Origin of the sequence: Siccibacter colletis (assembly GCF_025914095.1) — a bacterium.
In the GTDB taxonomy this organism is placed as follows: Bacteria; Pseudomonadota; Gammaproteobacteria; order Enterobacterales; family Enterobacteriaceae; genus Siccibacter; species Siccibacter colletis.
Map to the genome: position 1 here is coordinate 3,976,146 of NZ_CP074352.1, position 17,648 is coordinate 3,993,793.

15 protein-coding genes and 4 tRNA genes are annotated in these 17,648 nt (G+C 57.3%); 4 read left to right on the forward strand and 15 right to left on the reverse strand.

All coding sequences use genetic code 11. From position 1 onward, the window contains the following. Positions 1 to 148 precede the first annotated feature (148 nt). Genes hemC through hemY form a run of 4 tightly spaced genes read left to right on the forward strand, consistent with a single transcriptional unit; the run spans position 149 to position 4,208 of the window. Positions 149 to 1,090, forward strand: a complete 942-nt coding sequence (hemC, locus tag KFZ77_RS18995) for a hydroxymethylbilane synthase (RefSeq protein ID WP_031523746.1) — start codon at positions 149 to 151, stop codon at positions 1,088 to 1,090. Next, on the forward strand, positions 1,087 to 1,827 hold the full coding sequence (hemD, locus tag KFZ77_RS19000; RefSeq protein WP_264385075.1) for a uroporphyrinogen-III synthase: 741 nt from the start codon (positions 1,087 to 1,089) through the stop codon (positions 1,825 to 1,827). Before hemC ends, hemD begins: the two co-directional genes overlap by 4 nt. A gap of 21 nt (positions 1,828 to 1,848) precedes the next feature. Further along, the gene (gene hemX / locus KFZ77_RS19005; protein WP_264385076.1) at positions 1,849 to 3,009 is read left to right on the forward strand and encodes a uroporphyrinogen-III C-methyltransferase; all 1,161 of its coding nucleotides are present in this window, start codon (positions 1,849 to 1,851) and stop codon (positions 3,007 to 3,009) included. A 2-nt stretch (positions 3,010 to 3,011) separates the two neighbouring features. Beyond that, positions 3,012 to 4,208, forward strand: a complete 1,197-nt coding sequence (gene hemY, locus KFZ77_RS19010) for a protoheme IX biogenesis protein HemY (RefSeq protein ID WP_031523753.1) — start codon at positions 3,012 to 3,014, stop codon at positions 4,206 to 4,208. A gap of 660 nt (positions 4,209 to 4,868) precedes the next feature. On the opposite strand, the gene KFZ77_RS19015 is transcribed toward hemY, so the two are convergent. The 15 genes from KFZ77_RS19015 to wecB form a co-directional block, all read right to left on the reverse strand. Next, positions 4,869 to 4,945: transfer RNA gene (locus KFZ77_RS19015), tRNA-Pro, on the reverse strand. 38 nt (positions 4,946 to 4,983) lie between these two features. Beyond that, a tRNA-Leu gene (locus tag KFZ77_RS19020) sits at positions 4,984 to 5,070 on the reverse strand. A gap of 23 nt (positions 5,071 to 5,093) precedes the next feature. After that, a tRNA-His gene (locus KFZ77_RS19025) sits at positions 5,094 to 5,169 on the reverse strand. 63 nt (positions 5,170 to 5,232) lie between these two features. Continuing rightward, positions 5,233 to 5,309 (reverse strand) — tRNA-Arg (locus KFZ77_RS19030). Between the two features lie 102 nt (positions 5,310 to 5,411). Continuing rightward, positions 5,412 to 6,797: a bifunctional threonine/serine APC transporter ThrP gene (thrP, locus tag KFZ77_RS19035; RefSeq protein WP_264385077.1), complete on the reverse strand. Its 1,386-nt coding sequence runs from the start codon at positions 6,795 to 6,797 to the stop codon at positions 5,412 to 5,414. A gap of 267 nt (positions 6,798 to 7,064) precedes the next feature. Continuing rightward, on the reverse strand, positions 7,065 to 7,805 hold the full coding sequence (gene wecG, locus KFZ77_RS19040; RefSeq protein WP_031523757.1) for a lipopolysaccharide N-acetylmannosaminouronosyltransferase: 741 nt from the start codon (positions 7,803 to 7,805) through the stop codon (positions 7,065 to 7,067). A gap of 10 nt (positions 7,806 to 7,815) precedes the next feature. Further along, on the reverse strand, positions 7,816 to 9,177 hold the full coding sequence (gene wzyE / locus KFZ77_RS19045) for an ECA oligosaccharide polymerase (protein ID WP_264385078.1): 1,362 nt from the start codon (positions 9,175 to 9,177) through the stop codon (positions 7,816 to 7,818). After that, positions 9,174 to 10,253 carry a TDP-N-acetylfucosamine:lipid II N-acetylfucosaminyltransferase gene (locus KFZ77_RS19050; protein ID WP_264385079.1) on the reverse strand — a complete coding sequence of 360 codons (1,080 nt, stop codon included), beginning with the start codon at positions 10,251 to 10,253 and terminating at the stop codon, positions 9,174 to 9,176. Before KFZ77_RS19050 ends, wzyE begins: the two co-directional genes overlap by 4 nt. After that, entirely contained in the window at positions 10,250 to 11,500 is a 1,251-nt protein-coding gene (gene wzxE, locus KFZ77_RS19055) for a lipid III flippase WzxE (protein WP_031523762.1), read from the reverse strand. Before wzxE ends, KFZ77_RS19050 begins: the two co-directional genes overlap by 4 nt. Before the next feature lies 1 nt (position 11,501). Then, positions 11,502 to 12,632: a dTDP-4-amino-4,6-dideoxygalactose transaminase gene (gene rffA / locus KFZ77_RS19060; RefSeq protein WP_031523764.1), complete on the reverse strand. Its 1,131-nt coding sequence runs from the start codon at positions 12,630 to 12,632 to the stop codon at positions 11,502 to 11,504. A 4-nt stretch (positions 12,633 to 12,636) separates the two neighbouring features. Beyond that, entirely contained in the window at positions 12,637 to 13,314 is a 678-nt protein-coding gene (gene rffC / locus KFZ77_RS19065; RefSeq protein WP_031523766.1) for a dTDP-4-amino-4,6-dideoxy-D-galactose acyltransferase, read from the reverse strand. Further along, on the reverse strand, positions 13,292 to 14,173 hold the full coding sequence (gene rfbA / locus KFZ77_RS19070) for a glucose-1-phosphate thymidylyltransferase RfbA (RefSeq protein ID WP_031523767.1): 882 nt from the start codon (positions 14,171 to 14,173) through the stop codon (positions 13,292 to 13,294). Before rfbA ends, rffC begins: the two co-directional genes overlap by 23 nt. An 18-nt stretch (positions 14,174 to 14,191) precedes the next feature. Next, the gene (gene rffG / locus KFZ77_RS19075; RefSeq protein ID WP_031523768.1) at positions 14,192 to 15,259 is read right to left on the reverse strand and encodes a dTDP-glucose 4,6-dehydratase; all 1,068 of its coding nucleotides are present in this window, start codon (positions 15,257 to 15,259) and stop codon (positions 14,192 to 14,194) included. Then, the gene (gene wecC, locus KFZ77_RS19080) at positions 15,256 to 16,518 is read right to left on the reverse strand and encodes a UDP-N-acetyl-D-mannosamine dehydrogenase (RefSeq protein WP_264385080.1); all 1,263 of its coding nucleotides are present in this window, start codon (positions 16,516 to 16,518) and stop codon (positions 15,256 to 15,258) included. The genes rffG and wecC overlap by 4 nt, the downstream gene beginning before the upstream one ends. Beyond that, on the reverse strand, positions 16,515 to 17,645 hold the full coding sequence (gene wecB, locus KFZ77_RS19085) for a non-hydrolyzing UDP-N-acetylglucosamine 2-epimerase (RefSeq protein WP_031523770.1): 1,131 nt from the start codon (positions 17,643 to 17,645) through the stop codon (positions 16,515 to 16,517). Before wecB ends, wecC begins: the two co-directional genes overlap by 4 nt. Between the last annotated feature and the right edge of the window lie 3 nt (positions 17,646 to 17,648).

Consider the following 17,648-nt stretch of genomic DNA (forward strand, 5'->3'; position numbering starts at 1 on the left):
GAAAGATGCGCTAGCTCACGATTTAAACAGCGTACCCGTAAAGGCAGCGGTGGTCTTCCTTCGCTATTTACGCCGTCCGGCGTGAAAACTGACAGGGTTTCGCTAACAATGTTAGGATGGTCAGCGGACGATAAAGACGGTAACAAGCATGTTAGACAAAGTAATTCGAATTGCCACCCGACAAAGCCCTCTCGCACTCTGGCAGGCGCACTACGTTAAGCAGCGCCTGATGGACAGCCATCCCGGCCTCAATGTGGAGCTGGTGCCGATGGTGACAAAAGGCGATGTAATTCTCGACACGCCGCTTGCTAAGGTAGGGGGCAAGGGGTTGTTTGTCAAAGAGCTGGAAATGGCCCTGCTTGAGAACCGCGCCGACATCGCTGTGCACTCAATGAAAGACGTGCCGGTCGAATTCCCCGATGGGCTTGGTCTGGTGACCATTTGCGAGCGCGAAGATCCGCGCGATGCTTTTGTCTCAAACCGCTTCGCCAGCCTTGATGAACTGCCGCAGGGGAGCGTAGTGGGTACCTCCAGCCTGCGCCGCCAGTGCCAGATTGCCGCCCGCCGCCCGGATCTGGTGATCCGCTCGCTGCGCGGTAACGTGGGCACCCGCCTGAGCAAACTCGATAGCGGTGATTACGACGCCATTATACTGGCCGTGGCCGGGCTGAAACGCCTTGGCCTGGAAGCGCGCATCCGCACCGCGCTGCCGCCGGAAATTTCACTTCCCGCCGTGGGCCAGGGCGCCGTCGGCATTGAGTGCCGTCTGGACGATGAACAGACCCGCGCCCTGCTCGCCCCGCTCAACGATCTGGAAACCGCTATCCGCGTGCGCGCTGAGCGCGCCATGAACACGCGGCTGGAAGGCGGCTGCCAGGTGCCAATCGGCAGCTATGCCGAACTGGTGAACGGTGAACTCTGGTTGCGGGCGCTGGTTGGCGCACCGGACGGGTCTGAAATCGTGCGCGGCGAACGTCGCGGCAAACCTGAATCCGCAGAAGCGCTTGGCGTTTCTCTGGCGGAAGAGCTGCTGAACAACGGCGCGCGTGAAATCCTGGCTGATGTCTATGACGGTGAAGGTCCGGCATGAGTATCCTGGTCACCCGCCCCTCTCCTGACGGTGAAGCGTTAGTCAGTCGTCTGCGCATGCAGGGTCTGGTGGCCTGGAGTTTTCCGCTGATTGAATTTGCCCCTGGCGCAGAGCTGATGCAGCTTCCTGCCCTGTTTGATGCCCTGCAGCCTGACGATTTGGTGTTTATGGTATCGCGTCATGCGGTAGAACATGCCCACGCGGCGCTTACGCGTGCGGGCCGCACATGGCCGGCTTCGCTGCGCTATTTTGCGATAGGCCGTTCTACGGCGCTGGCGCTCCATCAGGTGAGCGGGCAACCGGTCAATTATCCCCGCGATCGGGAAATCAGCGAAGTCTTGCTACAATTACCTGAATTACAAAATATTATCGGAAGAAAAGCGTTGATTCTGCGCGGCAACGGCGGACGCGAACTGCTCGGGGAAACCCTGACCGCACGCGGTGCCGACGTGACGTTTTGCGAATGTTATCAACGCTGTGAAAAGGTTTACGATGGTGCTCAGGAAGCCCATCGCTGGCAGATGCGCGGAGTAAATACTCTGGTGATCACCAGCGGTGAGATGCTGCATCAGCTTTTCAGACTGGTGCCTGAGTGGTATCGCACCCGCTGGCTACTGCGCTGTAAGGCAGTGGTAGTCAGCGAGCGGCTGGCAACCCTCGCCCGGGAACTGGGCTGGCAGGATATTAAGGTTGCCGACAACGCCGACAATGACGCGCTGCTGCGCGCGCTACTCTAAATCTCATAACGGGAAGCCATAATGACGGAACAACAGAATATCTCCGCCGTGGATGCAGAAACCAGGGATGCGACAGAAACGCCGCGTTCACCGGAACCGGCAAAGCCGGGCCGTACCGGTCTGGTGCTGAGCGTGATTGCCATCGCTATTGCGCTGGCAGCGGGCGCAGGCCTCTACAGCTGGGGTAAACAGCAGGCCTCCGCCCAGCGCACGACCAACGATACGCTGGTGAATCAGTTAACCGCGCTGCAAAAAGAGCAGGCGTCGCAGAAAGCGGATTTCGAAAAACTGCTTCAGCAGCAGGCCAGCCAGCTGGAGGAAGCGAATCGCCAGCAGGCGACGCTGACGCGTCAGCTTGACGAAGTGCAGCAGAAAGTTGCCACTATTTCCGGCAGCGATGCCAAAACCTGGCTGCTGGCGCAGTCGGATTTCCTCGTGAAGCTCGCCGGCCGTAAGCTGTGGAGCGATCAGGACGTCACCACCGCCGCCGCGCTGCTGAAAAGCGCCGATGCCAGCCTGGCGGACATGAACGATCCAAGCCTGATTACCGCGCGTCGTGCCATTACGGAAGATATCGCCAGCCTCTCTGCGGTAACGCAGGTGGACTACGACGGCATCATCCTTAAAGTGAACCAGCTCTCTAATCAGATCGATAACCTGCGTCTGGCCGACAACAACAGCGACAGCTCGCCGATGGATGCCGACAGCAGCGAGCTTTCCAGCTCGCTCAGCGAATGGCGCGTTAACCTGGTGAAAAGCTGGCACAACTTTATGGACAGCTTTATTACCATTCGTCGCCGCGATGATACCGACGTGCCGCTGCTGGCACCAAATCAGGATGTTTACCTGCGCGAAAACATCCGTTCACGTCTGCTGGTCGCAGCCCAGGCCGTGCCGCGCCATCAGGATGAAACCTACAAGCAGGCGCTGGATAACGTCTCGACGTGGGTTCGTGCTTACTACGATACCGACGACGCCTCCACCAAAGCATTCCTGGAGGAGCTGGATAACCTGAGCCAGCAGAACATCCGCATGGATATCCCGGAAGCGCTGCAAAGCCAGCCGATTCTGGAAAAACTGATGCAGAACCGCGTGCGTAATCTGATGGCGCAGCCGACCGCGCAGAGCGCACCGGCCACTGACGCCGCACCCGCACCTGCCGCGCCGGCCCAGGGAGAGTAACCATGCTTAAAGTTTTATTGCTCTTTCTGCTGCTGATCGCCGGTATCGTGCTTGGCCCGATGATGGCTGGTCATCAGGGCTACGTGCTGATTCAGACCGACAACTACAACATCGAAACCAGCGTCACCGCGCTGGTGATCATTCTGCTGCTGTCGCTGGTGGTGCTGTTTGCCGTTGAGTGGCTGCTGCGCCGCCTGTTCCGTACGGGAGCCTATACCCGCGGCTGGTTCATGGGCCGCAAGCGCCGTCGCGCGCACAAGCAGACTAATCAGGCGCTGCTCAAGCTGGCCGAAGGCGACTATCAGCAGGTTGAGAAACTGATGTCACGCAATGCCGATCACGCTGAACAGCCGGTGGTGAACTACCTGCTCGCCGCAGAAGCCGCGCAGCAGCGTGGGGATGAGATCCGTGCCAACCAGCATCTTGAGCGCGCCGCCGAGTTGTCAGATAACGACCCGATCCCGGTAGAGATCACCCGCGTTCGCCTGCAGCTGGCCCGCAACGAGTTTCACGCGGCACGCCACGGCATCGATAAGCTGCTGGAGATTTCCCCGCGCCATCCGGAAGTGCTGCGCCTGGCCGAACAGGCGTACATTCATACCGGTGCCTGGGCATCACTGCTGGATATCATACCTTCTATGGAAAAAGCGCAGGTCGGTGACGAAGAGCATCGTATCGCTCTGCAGCGCCAGGCGTGGATTGGCATGATGGATCAGGCGCGCGCCGATCAGGGCAGCGAAGGGCTGAAGCTGTGGTGGAAAAACCAGAGCCGCAAAACGCGCCATGAGCCAGCCCTGCAGGTGGCAATGGCGGAGCATCTGATTGAGTGTGACGATCACGATACCGCGCAGGAGATTATTCTCGACGGCCTGAAGCGCCAGTATGACGAGCGTCTGGTATTGCTGATGCCGCGTCTGAAATCGAGCGAACCAGAGCAGCTGGAAAAAGCGCTGCGTCATCAGATCCGCACGCTGGGCGATCGCCCGCTGCTGTGGAGTACGCTGGGCCAGCTGCGCATGAAGCGTGGCGAATGGCAGGAGGCAGCGCTCGCCTTCCGCGCAGCGCTGAAGCAGCGACCGGATGCCTTCGACTACGCCTGGCTTGCCGACACCCTTGACCGACTGCACCAGCCGGAAGAGGCCGCCACCATGCGACGCGATGGGCTACTGCTCACCCTGCAAAACAACGCCCCGCAATAACACGCCAACCCCTCTCCGGAGGGGTTTTTTATATCTGCTCACCGGCAGTCAACGCCGCCAGTGCGTGAAAGATGACGTGCAGAAAAAAGACCTGCCCGAGGGCAGGTCTAAACAGGTCTAAGACAACTTATGTGGTGCTTCACTCAACGTTATGTCCATGGTGTCTGATGAGACTGCGGGGCAGTGACATCTGTCTGTGGACGATAAGCACCGTAAACGGCTCTGCGTCATTCCTGGGTTTATGAGGCCTGAGGCGAACATAAGAAGTGGAATGAGCATCTACACAATAATTATTGCACAGATCGTGCCAGGTTTGTAGATCCTCAAAATCAGCAGGTCTTTGGCCAGCATTTACAAGACGTTAGCTGGTGCCCGCGCTGGGCTGGAAAACTGTCTATTTATCCTCTGGCTGCGAGCTGGCCTGTCTCCAGCAGACGACAGTTATCCTCTTATCCTGATAATACCATTAATATCATTAACTTATATGTCTCCTGATTGAGACAATGGCGTACTGCGCTGTCGTTAAAAGAGGACAATGGACTCGAGCCGTGCTGCACAAGCAAGGAAAGGAAAAGTAGAAAGGAGAACAAAGTGAAGGGCTTATGAACGCTGAGGAAGATTGCGAAAAACAAAAAACCCCGCCGAAGCGGGGTTCAAAATTGGTCGGCGAGAGAGGATTCGAACCTCCGACCCACTGGTCCCAAACCAGTTGCGCTACCAAGCTGCGCTACTCGCCGATGTACTGCTTTTTGAATTTTTAGTTCAATCTAAGTTGTGGTGCGAGGGGGGGGACTTGAACCCCCACGTCCGTAAGGACACTAACACCTGAAGCTAGCGCGTCTACCAATTCCGCCACCTTCGCATTCCACAGAACTCTTTTAATAATGGGGTGGCTAATGGGACTCGAACCCACGACAACTGGAATCACAATCCAGGGCTCTACCAACTGAGCTATAGCCACCACTGTATTCTTTTACGCGGTACCACTAACATCGTACCACCGCAGCTCAAGCGCCTGTCTAAATGGCGCGCCCGACAGGATTCGAACCTGAGACCTCTGCCTCCGGAGGGCAGCGCTCTATCCAGCTGAGCTACGGGCGCGTAGCGCCGTTGCGGAGGGGGATACTACGGACTTCGTGCCCAGCTGTCTAGTGCTTTTTTGAAGAAAATGCGCGTTTGGTTATGCTTTGCGCATTTTGCTTCTTATCCGCCCGCTTTCGTCGTAATTACATGGCGATGTAAACCAAATAACTTATACGCCATGCTGACCGCCGCCATAAAGATGGCTCCGACAATCAGTGACATACGCGTATCTTCGTTCAGCCCCATACCCACTAAAACGCAGATCAGGAACGCCATCGTCAGCCAGTTTGTCCACGGAAACAAAATAGAGCGGAACGGATGCGACGCAATCGCCTCGCGATGCGTTTTGCGAAAACGCAGCTGGCTAATCAGGATCACAAACCACGGCACCATGCCCGGCAATACGCTGGCGCTGTAAACGTAAACAAATACGCGCTGCGGGTTCGGAATAATATAGTTCAGGCAGGAGCCAATCAGCAGGATCGCGATCGACAGTGCGACCCCGGCAACCGGGATACCGTTGCGGGATACTTTCCCCATCGCTGCCGGCAGCTGGCGATTTTTCGCCAGCGCGTACAGCATGCGGCCGCAGCTGTACATCCCGCTGTTACAACCGGAAAGCGCGGCAGTCAGAACCACAAAGTTGATGATGCCTGCTGCAGCAACAATACCAATTCGGGAGAACGTCAGCACGAACGGGCTGCCGGTGGTGCCAATCTCATTCCACGGGAACAGCGTCACGATGACAAAAATCGCACCGACATAGAAGATCAGGATACGCCATAGCACCTTACTGACCGCGCTGCGCAGGGTAACCTGCGGATTCTTCGCTTCGCCAGCGGTGATGCCGATAAGCTCCACACCCTGATACGAGGCGACGACAATACAGAGCGCCGTCAGAAAGCCTTTCCAGCCGCCGGCAAAGAAGCCGCCGTGCTCTGTCAGGTTACCTAAGCCGGTCGGTTGACCGCCGATACCGAAGCCAAAAAAGATAACGCCGAGGCCGATAACGATCATCACGATAATGGTGGTGACTTTGATCATCGCAAACCAGAATTCGATTTCGCCGTAAAGACGCACCGCCGCCAGGTTTGCCAGCGCCACCAGCCCTACCGCGATAATCGCCGGTATCCACTGCGGTAGTTCCGGGAACCAGTACTGGGCATATAGCCCGATGGCGGTAATCTCCGAGATGCCGACCGCCATCCACATAAACCAGTAGGACCAGGCGGTGAGATAGCCGAAGAACGGGCTCATATAGCGATGCGCATACACGGCGAATGAACCGGTGACCGGCTCAAGGAACAGCATCTCGCCCATAGAACGCATAATAAAGAAGACAAACAGGCCGGCGATGATATAGGCCAGCAGCACCGATGGCCCCGCCCATTTCAGGGTGCTTGCCGCGCCCATAAATAACCCGACCCCGATGGTGCCGCCCAGCGCGATCAGTTCGATATGTCGAGCTTCCAGCCCACGCTGTAGCTCCGCTTTTTGTTCCGCCATAAATCCTCTGTTGTGTTTGCTGCTTGCTCCGGCTTTACCGGTTATTTTGATGGTCGTTGCCATAGCTCAATAACAGGCCATGCTGCGCCGCAATAGTTTACGGGCGCACAAAATCACCACGGCAGTGCGTTGAGTGTGCCGAATGGTTTCGCAAAACGGAGGAAATGGCAAATAAAGCGTTATAAAAAGGCGCTGGCGGTACAAAAAAGCAGCGGGAGGCAGGATAAGCAGCGCGGTTGGCGCGCGCTGCCCAGGGTTTTTCGCTGATTACAGGCGCCCGGTGTAGTGCCAGGCGAGATAGCGCAGCAGCTTGATCTGGCGCTTGATACGGCTCGGCTGAGACAGCAGCCGGTAAAGCCACTCCAGGCCGAGGTTCTGCCACACTTTCGGCGCGCGCTTAACGTGCCCGGTAAATACATCGTAGGTACCGCCCACGCCCATATAAAGCGCGTTGGGATGTACCAGACGGCAGTCGCGCATCAGCAACTCCTGGCGCGGCGACCCCATTGCTACCGTCACGATCTGCGCCCCGCTGTCGCGGATACGTGCAAACAGCGCGTCGCGCTCGTCGGCAGCGAAATAGCCGTCCTGGGTATCAACGATATTAACGTTCCACTGGCGGCGCAGCTTATCGACGGTTTCTGCCAACACTTCCGGCTTGCCGCCCACCAGAAACACCGGCGTTCCCTCTTTGCCGGCGCGTTCCATCAGGGCTTCCCACAGATCGGCTCCCGCCACGCGTGACACCTGCGCCTCGGGGTTTTTCTTGCGAATAGAGCGCACGACGCTGATGCCATCGGCATACTTAAACTCCGCCGCCTCAATCAGCGCCCTTACCTGCGCGTCATGTTCCACCGCCAGCATCTTTTCCGCGTTAATCGCGATAAGCGTACCGCTTCTGAGCGAACCGCCTGAATAGAGGTAATCAAGCGCATGCTGCATGTTGCGCCAGCCCAGCAAATTAAGGCCGCGCAGCGCATAAACCGGCGCGGTAACCTGTTGTGTCATGTGTATCCCTTCAGGCGTTTTGCGTTTGTGAAAGTTGCCCGGCCGCTTTTGCGCGCCGCGAATGGACCAGCCCGGCGGTATCGAGCAGCCAGTACAACAGCTTAGCCAGCATCAGGCAGGCACCGAATACCAGCATAAAGAACACCACTCTGGAGACGAACGAGTCGAGTCCTTCACGCGCCAGCACAATCATGTTGAAGATGGCACCAAAGCAGAAACTGTGCAGGATCGCCGCCTTGTAGCGATTCGGCTCCGCATTGCCCCTGACGTAAAGCCAGTCGAACCATTTAATAATCAACCCCACCGCCACCGCGCCCAGCGGAATAAACCAGACGCCGCCCATCACCACCAGCGACCCGATAAGCGTTGGTGAGATTGCAAGGCCAGAGTGGTTGTTCAGCACTTCCCAGGTAAAGTAGTTAGCGGTGTTAAGCACCAGGTTTGGCCGGTCCGGCCAGACCCAGCTTGGGATAAACACGTAAAAATCACGGGCGATGGGCGCCAGCCCCTGGAAGTCGATTTTGTCGTAGTTGTTAAGCAGCAGCGCCAGGTTTTCCCACGGTGAGAAGGTGTCGCGGGTCAGATACAGGAAGGTGTAAAACGCTTCGTCGCCGCGCACGTCAAGGCCATAGCGTTTCAGCGCCAGCCAGAACATCCCGACAATGCCGAACACGCCCGCCGCTACCAGCATCCACAGCGAGATCCAGCCGCGAATAATGCCGATAAACAGGAAGATGGCGAAGGCAATGATGATGTTGGCGCGTGTCCCGCCGACAATCATGTAGGTCAACAGGCCAAACGCCACGGTACTGACCAGGAAGAAAATCCAGCTGCGCGAATCCTGCTTCAGGAAATAGACCACCAGCATCGCCGGAATAAAGAAGTAGAAGAAGCGCTTAAGGGCTACGCCGGAGACGTCGCTGGAAAATATCTGGCTGTACGAGTGCAGGCGGAACAGCAGAAAGCCGTTGTGCATAAAGAAAATGCCGACGCTGACCAGCGCCACCGTGGCCAGCATCACCCAGGTCAGATGGGTTTCGACCCGGTTCATGGTGAACAGGGGTTTGCGCACGCCGCCAGACGAGGCTGCCCGCAACCGGGTTTTGTAGGTGACGTAATAGATAGCATAGAAGCAGGTGGCAGCCAGCAGCGCCTGCATCAGCACCTCGGCGGGTACCACCGCGACGTCAAAGCGGAACACCAGAATGCTGGTTAGCGGGAACCCAAAGAAGAAGGTCAGCAAAAACAGCAGCGAGAAAAAGACGTTGAAGTTAAAGCGCACGCGGCGGAACTCAAACCACGTCTGCGCGCCGATAAACAGCGAGGCCAGCAGCCAGATCAGGAACAGCCCACTAAATTGCAACAGACTCATGCTTGCTCTCCTGCCGCGATACGCAGTGCCGCGTCCCAGCCGGTCAGATAGTTGGGTTTGAAGAAGGCAATCTGGCTGACGTCCACCTCGCGCAGCTGGCGCTGGGCTTCTTTCACTACTGCCTCTGACAGCGCATCACCGGTAAACAGCACCGGAATATGCTGCTCGACCATATCCTGCCAGAACGGGTTCTTACGGCTCAGCACGCAGGGCACGCCTGCCTGAATCAGCAGACACAGGGTGCCGATCCCTTGCTGACGGGCAAAAATGAAATACCCGAGATCGCAACGGCGCAGCAGTGTCAGATAGTCGTTAAATTCCAGCTTATCGCGCAGGATCTGTAAACGCTCACCGCTGAACAGCGCCCGCCCGGCCTGCTCGACCTCGTTAATATAAGCCTCGTTCCCGGTGGGATAGCCCATCGGCACCACCACGTTGACGCTGTCGCCAAACTGCTGATGCACTGCACGCAGAGCGGCAATGTGCTCATTGCTGCGATCCCCGGAGTTGCCGACCAGCACGGTCAGCGGGCCGTTCTCCGGGCGTGGTTGAGCGACCCCGTTTAACGTTGGGTCCATGCGCGTCGGGAAATAGAGCAGCGACCCCGGCACCTGCGGGTGGCGCTGCGCAAACCACGCCAGGTCGCCGCGGGTGGCAAAGACATGGCCGATTCGCCCCTGAGCGAGGCGACGCAGATGGTAGAACAGACGAAACTTCAGGCTGCGGGAAACTTCATACAGATCGGCTCCCCAGATATGCCAGCTTACCTGCGCAGGCTTCAGCCCGCCGGTAAGCAAGGCGATCCACAGCGTGGTATTGAACTGACCGTGGAAGAAAAAGCGCTGCGCGCGATCGGCACGCGCCAGGGCGATAACCGCCTGGGCCAGCGCTTTTTTGTTCGCATAGCGCTGCACGTTGAGCGCCGGGAAAGCGTTGTCGAAGGAGGGATCGGTAGAAACAACCATAAATTCACGCGCGTGCGCGCCGCTGGCCGCCAGTTCATCATTGAAGAACCGGAGCACGGTCTGGTTGTGGTGTGGGATATCCGATCCCAGAATGTGAATCAGTGCAGTCATGCCCGTCTACGCCAGAGTAAAAACACGCCACAGCAAAGGGCGAAATAGATAATGTAAGTTGCCATATAGGCCTGTGCTGCGCCCTGCGCGCCGTGCATCGGGATCAGGTAATACGCAAATCCGGAAAGCAGCGCGAACTGGGTAATTTCGGCCAGCACATAGAAACGCAACGATGCCTTCGCAATCACCAGATACCCGAAGACGTAAGCGCCCACTTTAAGCACATCTCCCACCAGCTGCCAGGCGAAAAGATCGCGCATGGCGGTAAACTTTTCGGAGAACAGCAGCCAGATGGCGACATCACGCAGCAGCCAGACGGCGAAGCTTGCCGCCGCAACCGCAGGCAGAACGAATTTTAATGATTTTACCAGCTCGCGGCTGATATCTGTCTTGTCCTGCAAACGCGACAGGGTTGGCAGCAGATACACGGTGAACGACGCGGTAATAAACTGCAGGTAAGCATCAGAAATGCTGCTGACTCCCTGCCAGATCCCGACGTCATCCCAGCTGTAATGCGCCGCCAGCTGATTACGCATCATGATGTAGGCCACCGGCATGGTGATCGCCGTAATCAGCGCCATCAGCGTGAATTTACCGAGGTGCGCCGCCAGTTCGCTGTTCCAGGAAGGTATGAGAAAACTCAGCGGCACGCGCCCACGCTTTATTAACACCGCCATCGCCGGCAGAACCACCAGCGCCGGTACCAGCGCCAGGCCAAGTAGCGCGCCCTGATAACCGCCCAGTCGGTAGCAAATGTAGTAAGCGATTACCCCGATAATGCTGCCAGAGATAAGCGCAAACGCGTTACCGGACGCATCACGAAATCCCTTGATAATCGCCAGCACCAGGTTCGCCCAGGCAATGCCCATCTGCACCAGCGCCACCAGACGCACCAGCCCCTGATAATCATCGTGACCGAACAGCGCCACGCTGATGGGTTGCGCAGCCAGCAGAAAAATAGCGGCCAGCAGCGTGGAGAAGCCCAGCACCATCGCACTGGAGGTACCGAGCGCCCGACGCAGCGCGTCAGGAGTATCATGATGCTCCGCCACTAGCCTGGTCACGCCGTTGAAAATACCTGCCCCGGCCAGTACGCCGAGCACCGTCACCAGCTGGCGAAAGTTGCCCGCCTGGCCGACACCCGATGGCCCAAATGATACCGCCAGCAGCTTAACTACCAGTAAACCGGCCGCAATTTTTACCAGCGTGGACGCGGCGGTCCACACCGATGCCTTCGCCAGCGACATATCAGGCGAAGTAGTTCAGGATGGTATTGATCACGGTACGCTGATCCACCGTTGCCAGATTGTAGAACAGCGGCAGACGTACCAGACGCTCGCTTTCGCGGGTGGTAAAGCGATCTTCGCCGTGGAACTCGCCAAACTTCTCACCGGCCGGGCAGCTGTGCAGCGGAATGTAATGGAATACCGCCATGATCTCGGCTTCTTTCAGCCAGGCGATAAAGTTGGAGCGATCTTCCACGTCGCGCAGCTTGATGTAAAACATGTGCGCATTTTGCTGGCAGTCAACGGGAATCGACGGCAGCTCGATACGCCCTGCTTTCGCAAGGGGCGTCAGCGCGTCGTAGTAGGTGTGCCATAGCGACAGACGCTGCGCGTTGATACGGTCAGCGGCTTCCAGCTGCGCCCAGAGATAGGCAGCCTGCAGATCGGACATCAAATAGCTGGAACCGATATCGCGCCAGGTATATTTGTCTACCTGGCCGCGGAAGAACTGGCTGCGGTTTGTCCCCTTCTCACGCACGATCTCCGCACGCTCCACCAGCGATCGATCGTTGATAAGGGTGGCTCCCCCTTCCCCGCCCGCGGTGTAGTTCTTGGTTTCATGGAAGCTGAAGCAGCCGATGTGCCCGATAGTACCCAGCGCACGGCCTTTATAAGTAGACATCACGCCCTGCGCCGCATCTTCCACCACGAACAGATTATGCTGTTTTGCAATCGCCATAATGGTGTCCATTTCACAGGCGACGCCCGCGTAGTGGACCGGGACAATAGCGCGGGTTTTCTCGGTGATGGCCGCTTCAATCCGGGTTTCATCGATGTTCATGGTGTCCGGGCGTACATCAACGAAAACAATCTTCGCGCCGCGCAGCACAAAGGCGTTGGCAGTCGATACAAAGGTGTAGCTCGGCATGATCACTTCGTCACCCGGCTGGATATCCAGCAGGATTGCCGCCATCTCCAGCGAGGCGGTGCAGGACGGCGTCAGTAATACTTTGGCGCTGCCGAAACGCTGCTCCATCCACTGCTGGCAGCGGCGGGTAAAGCCACCATCACCGCACAGCTTGCCGCTGCCCATGGCGGAGTGCATATAGTCAACTTCGGTACCGACAACCGGTGGCGCGTTAAAAGGGATCATGTTTTCACCTGTATAACCAGTAAGCGGTGCTCTCAATCGTGGCACCGCTTTGAATATAACGTCGCAACGCGGCGGTATTTCCCGCCTGGGTCGCTACCCGCAGCGTGCTGATAGCGCGCTGTTCACACCAGTGGCGCGCCGCCAGCATCAGCGTCTCTCCTGCGCCGCGCCCTGCCAGCAGCCCGATACGCGCTTCCTGCTCATTCAACTGACGCATCGACACAAAACCGCGGATGCTGCCATCGTTGGCACGCGCCACCAGGCATTGATTGTCAAACTGCCCGCGCACCGCATTCTCAATCCACTGCGCGTAAAAACGCCCGCTGGCGTCTGGCGCATACCAGGGCGCGCGGAACCGGCTTTGAGCAAACACCGTAGCCGCCTGCTGGCGCAGCGCCGGGATATCAGCCTCCAGTGCGATATCAAGCCCCGGATCGGGCGTAGCCACGCCAACCGGCAGCACGAGATCGACATCCCCTTCCACCAGCTGAAAACCAAGCTGCTGCAGGCCATCCAGCCAGTCAGTACGCGAGGCGGGCACTTTAGCCTGCACGCGCTGAAACTGCGCTAATTCCGCCACGCTTAACGGCGTTGCGGAATCAGAGAAACGGACAATACCGCTGTGAATATTAAAAAAGCGGTTTTCCCACTCCAGGGATTCAATACTGGCGAGGACGGGCACGCAGCAGCTCCTTGAGATAGGCGCCATAGCTGGTTTTGCTGAGCGCGTCGCTGGCCTGCATCACCTGCTCGTCGCTCAGCCAGCCGTTACGCCAGGCAATCTCTTCGAGACAGGCAATTTTAAAGCCCTGGCGTTTTTCAACGGTCTGCACAAACTGGCTGGCTTCGATCAGGCTGTCGTGGGTGCCAGTATCAAGCCAGGCAAACCCACGGCCGAGCAGCTCAACGGTCAGCTTGCCATCGTCGAGGTACATCTGATTAATGGCGGTAATTTCCAGCTCGCCACGGGCTGAAGGCTTCACGCGCTTCGCGTACTCCACCACATTACCGTCATAGAAATAGAGGCCAGTCACCGCCCAGTTAGACTTTGGCTGCGTTGGCTTCTCTTCCAGCGAGATGGCCTGGAAGTTGTCGTTGAACTCCACCACACCGAAGCGCTCCGGATCCATCACCTGGTAACCAAACACCGTTGCCCCTTCCAGACGAGATGCGACATGGCGCAGTTTCGGACTGAAAGATTGACCAAAAAAGATGTTATCGCCCAGCACCAGGCAGGACGGTTCGCCCGCCAGAAACGCTTCGCCAATAATAAAGGCCTGCGCCAGCCCATCCGGACTGGGCTGCTCGGCGTAGTGCAACTCAATGCCAAATGCCGAGCCGTCGCCGAGCAGACGCTGGTAGGAACTTTTGTCTTCCGGCGTAGTGATAATCAGGATTTCACGAATGCCTGCCAGCATCAGTACCGACAGCGGATAGTAGATCATCGGCTTGTCGTAGATGGGCAGCAGCTGCTTAGACACCCCACGGGTAATGGGATGTAAGCGGGTACCGGATCCGCCCGCCAGGATAATACCTTTCATACGCGTCTCCTTCGGGTATCAGCCCTTCAGACCAAGGCGCTCGCCCTGATAGCTGCCATCCAGCACCTGTTTCCACCAGGCTTCATTATTGAGGTACCACTGCACGGTTTTACGCAATCCGCTCTCGAAGGTTTCCGCCGGGCGCCAGCCCAGTTCGCGTTCGATTTTGGAGGCATCAATGGCGTAGCGCAGATCGTGGCCCGGACGGTCGGTAACGAAGGTCACCAGATCGCGATAGTGCGCCACGCCAGCCGGCTTCTGCGGCACCAGCTCTTCGAGCAGATCGCAGAGCGTCATCACCACATCGAGATTTTTCTGCTCGTTATGGCCGCCGATATTGTAGGTTTCACCGCACTTCCCTTCGGTGGCCACCAGATACAGCGCACGGGCATGATCCTCTACGTAGAGCCAGTCACGGATTTGCTGGCCGTTGCCATAGACCGGCAGCGGCTTCCCGGAAAGCGCATTGAGAATCATCAGCGGAATAAGTTTTTCCGGGAAATGATATGGCCCATAGTTATTGGAGCAGTTGGTAACCAGCGTCGGCAGACCGTAGGTACGCAGCCAGGCGCGCACCAGATGGTCACTCCCGGCTTTCGAAGCCGAGTAAGGACTGCTTGGCGCATACGGCGTGGTTTCGGTAAAGAAGTCATCCGTGCCGTGCAGATCGCCAAATACCTCGTCGGTAGAGATGTGGTGGAAGCGGAAAGCGGATTTTTTCTCTGCTTCAAGCGCGTTCCAGTACTGCCGTGCCGCTTCCAGCAGGGTATAAGTACCGACAATGTTGGTTTCGATGAACGCTGCCGGACCGTCAATAGAGCGATCCACATGGCTTTCCGCCGCCAGATGCATTACCACGTCTGGCTGATACCGGGTAAAGACGCTATCCAGCGCCGCCCGGTCACAGATATCTACCTGCTCAAAGGTGAAACGCTCGCTGTCGGATACCGGGGTCAATGAATTAAGGTTTCCGGCATAGGTGAGTTTATCCACCACCACCGCGCGATCCTGGGTATTACTGATGATATGTCTGACGACCGCTGAGCCAATAAAGCCTGCGCCGCCAGTGACGAGTATCGTTCTCAACGCCATACTCCTTTTGTGTCTACAATCCATTGCTGTTCGATACGTTCACCGCCGATCGCTTTAAACTGGCTGTGATCCACCAGCATTACCAGTACATCTGCTTGTTCAAGGGCTTCAGTCAGCTCCACCAGTTTGCTGATGTCGGCGAGTTTAGCCGGAAGCTGATGAATATTCGGCTCGACCACCAGGGTTTCACCGCTGTGCCAGCTCGCAATGCGCTTTGCGATTTCCATCGCCGGGCTTTCACGCAGGTCATCAATATTGGGTTTAAATGCCAGGCCGAAACAGGCGATTTTCACTTCGCTGGCGCGTTTGCCGCTGGCCGTCAGGCAATCAGCAACCATCGCTTTCACCTGGTTAAGCACCCAGTGCGGTTTATGGTCGTTAACTTCACGCGCGGTACGGATAAGGCGCGCCTGGTCCGGGTTCTGCGCCACTATGAACCACGGATCGACCGCGATACAGTGACCACCCACACCCGGGCCGGGCTGGAGAATATTAACGCGCGGATGACGGTTCGCCAGGCGAATCAGCTCCCAGACGTTAATCCCCTGATCGGCGCAGATGAGCGACAGCTCATTGGCGAAAGCGATGTTCACATCGCGGAAGCTGTTCTCAGTCAGTTTGCACATTTCGGCGGTACGTGAGTTGGTTACTACGCACTCGCCTTCAAGGAAAATGTTGTACAACTCACTGGCGCGCGCGGAGCAGACCGGGGTCATGCCACCGATCACGCGGTCGTTTTTGATCAGCTCAACCATGACCTGGCCCGGCAGCACGCGCTCCGGGCAGTAGGCCACGTTGATATCAGCCGCTTCACCAGCCTGCTGCGGGAAGCTCAGATCGGTACGCAGCGCGGCAAGCCACTCTGCCATCTGTTCCGTGGCACCGACTGGCGAGGTGGACTCCAGAATAACCAGCGCGCCCTTCTTCAGCACCGGCGCGATAGATTCCGCGGCAGATTTAACAAACGCCATGTCTGGTTCATGATCGCCCTTAAACGGCGTCGGAACGGCAATCAGGTAAGCATCAGCTTCTACGGGCTGGGTACTGGCGGTCAGGAAGCCACCTTCAACCGCAGTTTTAACAACCTTATCCAGGTCCGGTTCGACAATATGAATTTCACCACGGTTGATGGTGTCAACCGCATGCTGGTTGATATCAATGCCCACCACTTTCTTCTGACGCGACGCGAATGCTGCCGCGGTTGGCAGCCCGATGTACCCCAGGCCAATCACAGAGATGGTCGAAAAACTCATAGCGTTACCCGATTATTTTTAAGTGCGTGCAAAATGCGTTCACAAGCCTGCCCGTCGCCATACGGATTATGGGCGTGGCTCATTGCCTGATATTCCTGTGGATCGCTGAGCAGTCGGTTTACCTCAGCGACAATGCGTGCGCTGTCGGTGCCTACCAGGCGTACCGTACCCGCTTTTACCGCTTCCGGACGTTCAGTGGTATCGCGCATTACCAGTACCGGTTTACCGAGCGATGGCGCTTCCTCCTGAATCCCGCCGGAGTCAGTGAGGATCAGCCAGGCATGATTCATCAACCAGACAAACGGCAGGTAATCCTGAGGCTCGATCAGGGTGACGTTATCGACGTGTCCAAGAATGCGGTTTACCGGCTCACTGACGTTGGGATTGAGGTGTACCGGATAAACAATCTGCACGTCGCTGTTATTCGCGGCCACTTCCGCCAGAGCATGACAAATCTGCTCGAAGCCGCGGCCAAAGCTTTCGCGTCGATGTCCGGTCACAAGAATCAGTTTCTTGTCGCTGGACAGGAAGGGGTAGCGCTCGGCAAGCTGCGTTTTCAGCGAGTCGTCGGCCAGAACCCGGTTGCGCACCGCAATCAGGGCATCAATAACGGTATTGCCAGTAACGAAAATGTGTTTATCGGCGACGTTCTCTTTGAGCAGGTTCTGCCGCGAATTTTCCGTGGGGGCAAAATGGTACATTGCCAGATGCCCGGTCAGCGTGCGGTTCGCCTCTTCAGGCCACGGCGAATAGAGATCGCCCGTACGCAGCCCGGCTTCGACGTGGCCCACCGGAATGCGTTGATAGAACGCGGCCAGGCTGGTAGCGATGGTGGTCGTGGTATCGCCATGGACCAGTACCACGTCCGGCTTAAACTCTTCCAGGATTGGTTTCAATCCTTCCAGGATGCGACAGGTAATTTCTGTCAGCCCCTGCCCAGGTTTCATGATATTGAGGTCGTAGTCAGGCACGATAGAAAAAAGATGCAGTACCTGATCCAGCATCTCGCGATGCTGAGCAGTGACACAAACCCGGGCGTCGAAGAACGCATCTTCAGCCAGAGCATGTACCAGCGGAGCCATTTTGATGGCTTCAGGGCGCGTGCCAAAAACGGTAAGTACTTTCACAAC